This window comes from Thermostichus sp. MS-CIW-15 (assembly GCF_054060575.1).
Genome location: NZ_JBSSDI010000064.1, coordinates 1 through 2,744 on the forward strand (window position 1 = coordinate 1; position 2,744 = coordinate 2,744).

Annotated in this window: 3 protein-coding genes; 2 read left to right on the top strand and 1 reads right to left on the bottom strand. The window is 56.6% G+C overall.

Annotated elements, in window-relative coordinates; translation table 11 throughout:
• Positions 1–135 precede the first annotated feature (135 nt).
• Entirely contained in the window at positions 136–918 is a 783-nt protein-coding gene (locus ACVW0R_RS13365; RefSeq protein ID WP_099883794.1) for an SAM hydrolase/SAM-dependent halogenase family protein, read from the top strand.
• A 46-nt stretch (positions 919–964) separates the two neighbouring features.
• Here the strand turns inward: ACVW0R_RS13365 and ACVW0R_RS13370 are convergent, their stop codons facing one another.
• Positions 965–1,438, bottom strand: a complete 474-nt coding sequence (locus ACVW0R_RS13370) for an Hsp20/alpha crystallin family protein (protein WP_011430710.1) — start codon at positions 1,436–1,438, stop codon at positions 965–967.
• Positions 1,439–1,942: 504 nt separating this feature from the next.
• Between ACVW0R_RS13370 and ACVW0R_RS13375 the strand changes: the two genes are divergently transcribed.
• A complete protein-coding gene (locus ACVW0R_RS13375; RefSeq protein WP_457502193.1) occupies positions 1,943–2,674 on the top strand; it encodes a hypothetical protein in 732 nt (243 codons plus the stop codon).
• Positions 2,675–2,744 lie beyond the last annotated feature (70 nt).

Sequence of the window (2,744 nt, forward strand, 5' to 3'; positions counted from 1 at the left end):
CAGCGTCGCGTAGTGACAACGGAAACGGACAGAATGCTATCGCTTCACCGCTGAGCAGTAATGCTCAGCAGTGTTCAGCGTAAATGTATCAGCTAAAAGTTCCCAGAGGGCTGGCAAGCGCTGCTTAGCTCGCCAATGAAGGTCATTAGCCTACTCACTGATTTTGGTCTTCAGGATCCCTACGTGGGCATTCTGAAGGGGGTGATTTGGGGGATCGCGCCCCAGGTTCAGTTTATCGACCTTAGCCACGAAATCCCGCCTCAGGACGTGGCAGCGGCCCGTTTTGCCTTGATGACGGCCTATCCCCATTTACCTTCTGAAACCATTCACCTAGCGGTGGTAGATCCAGGGGTGGGGAGCAGCCGAAGGGCGGTGGCCATCCAAACCCAAGGAGGCTATTTGGTCGGCCCTGACAATGGCCTCTTCAGCGGCGTTCTGGAGCAATCCCCACCTCTAGCTGCTGTGGAACTCAACCGACCCTGCTATTGGCGCACCCCCTCCCCCAGCCGTACCTTTCACGGGCGGGATATTTTTGCCCCCGTGGCCGCCCACCTGGCCAACGGGATCCCCTTGGCAGAGTTGGGGGATCCCTTGGATGTGGCCGAGCTGGTTCGCTGGGACTGGCCGCCACCTCAGGCAGAACCCGACGGCGGCCGCGGCGTGATCCAGTCCATCGACCGCTTCGGCAACGGCATCACCACTCTCCCTGGCAACTGGGTAGAGGGCCGCAACTGGAGGGCCTGGATCAAGGGGATCACCATCCGCTCCGCCGCCACCTTTGCCGAGGGAAGCGAGGGCGAGCTGCTTGCCCTGGTGGGCAGCTCCGGCTGGGTGGAGATCGCGCAAAACCGGGGCAACGCCAGCCGCACCTTGGATTTCAAAGTAGGGGACGAGGTGCGCGTGCAGTGGGATAGCTAGCCGAACTCCCTCCCCCCTGCCCCCTCTCGCTTGGGGAGAAGGGAGACTAGGCAGGCTGGCTTTCCACCGTTAAAGTTTCCGGCTCAGCTGCGGAAGTTGAGGTTCCTATCTGAACTTTGACCGCCCGCACGGCATCGGCCTTGGGCAGGGTGAGGGTGAGAATGCCATCCCGGTAGATGGCCGAGACTTTTTCCGGCTGAATGCTTTTGGCTAGCTTGAGGGTGCGTTGAAAAGGCTGAGGCTCCACCTCTTGGTAGCGTAATTCAGCACCTTCAGGGCCTTGAAGCTGGATCTCACCGCTGATGGAGAGCTGCTGGGCTGTGGCCTCGATGTGGAAGCGTTCCCGATTGGCCCCCGGCGCCCACAACTGGACGATGTAGGCTTCGCCGCTCTCCCAAACCTGTAATGGCGTGGGGAAGAAAGTGCGAGGGTGCTCTCCAGAGCTCTGCTGCCTCGGGAAGTCAAGGGTGCTTTGCTGCACGCGCACATCGAGGATGGGGGTGAAGTAAACCAATTGCATAGCCGCTCCTTGGGTAGTAGGGTGGACAATTCTTGAAAAACGGGTCAACAGGGGTAACAACCGGATCCCACCGTTCTACAGAACTCCCCCCACGTCGGAAAAAGCTGTATTGAGACGAGATGGGATCCAAACCCCGTTCTGCTTCAATGATCCAAGACCGCTGTTGCCAGCAGGGAGGGCAAACCGATCCAGCTAGGGGAGGATCCCATCACCTTTCTCCAAAGTTCACTTTGGACAACCTCATCTAGAGCCAGCGGGATCCCTGTCGCAACCTTTTCTCTGCCGGTTCGATCGGCTTCTGCTGAGAATGCTGCCGCCAGACAGCTTGACAGAGGCATGGGCGTTAGGGCCGCGCGGTAACAGCCTGGATTCTCTAACAGTTCAGCACAGTTTATCAAAGCTTAAAAGTCTAACTCTAGCTTCAATTGAAGTTGTTTGGTTAGTCTCTCAGTTTGGTAGCAAGTTTTGAGAGAGACCTGACAGACAAGGCAGGCCGCCTCTAAGATGGCCTTCAAACCAGGACAGCTTGAGCAGTGGGATCCCATGTACGTGTATTGCCCAGAAGAAGTTTTGGAGGCAGGAGCGCCATACAACCTTGAGGAGCTGATAGAACGGCTGGAGCAGGGGGATCGCACCCTTTTAAGCCGGTTGTTCGACGTTCGCTACCCCTACTGGAAACGCAACCTCCGGCGCAACCTTCGCTTGGTGGCTGATCTGCGCTATCTGGGAGAGGTGCCGGTTTTGGTCTTGTTTGGCCTTTGGGGGAGAGGCAGCCACGAGTACCGAGAGTTCCTGGAGCGGCGGCAGGATCCCAGCTATCAAGAGCGGGTGAGGAACTGGGTGTCTGACGATCAGCTACAGGCATGGCTGGCACAAAGGCAAGCGGAAAATGAACAAGAAGAAGCGCGGCAAAACCAGCTCCTCCCTCTGCCCAACGAACTGTACGATTGGACACAGTTTTTAAATACTCCCAACCGCCAGGAGCGGCTTGTGTTGGAAAGCGGGGAATGGGTTCGGCAAGTGCAAGCCCTTTCTCTAGAACAGCGGCGCCAAGTGTATCGGGCGGTAGAGCAATTCATCATTGGCGATGAGAAAGGGAATCTCTACTGGAAACTACCACTGTTTTATCCAGAAACTGAGGTTAGGTGCTGGCGGGAAGGCTCGATACATCTGGCTATCAGCCTGGTGCAGGTATGTGAGCAGGAAAAAGTCTTACAGCCTTTTAATTTAAAATAGGGTACAGGTATTCAAGAGGAAGGAGAGAAAGGAATGCCGACTCATTCTTTGGATTTGCGGCAAAGAGTTG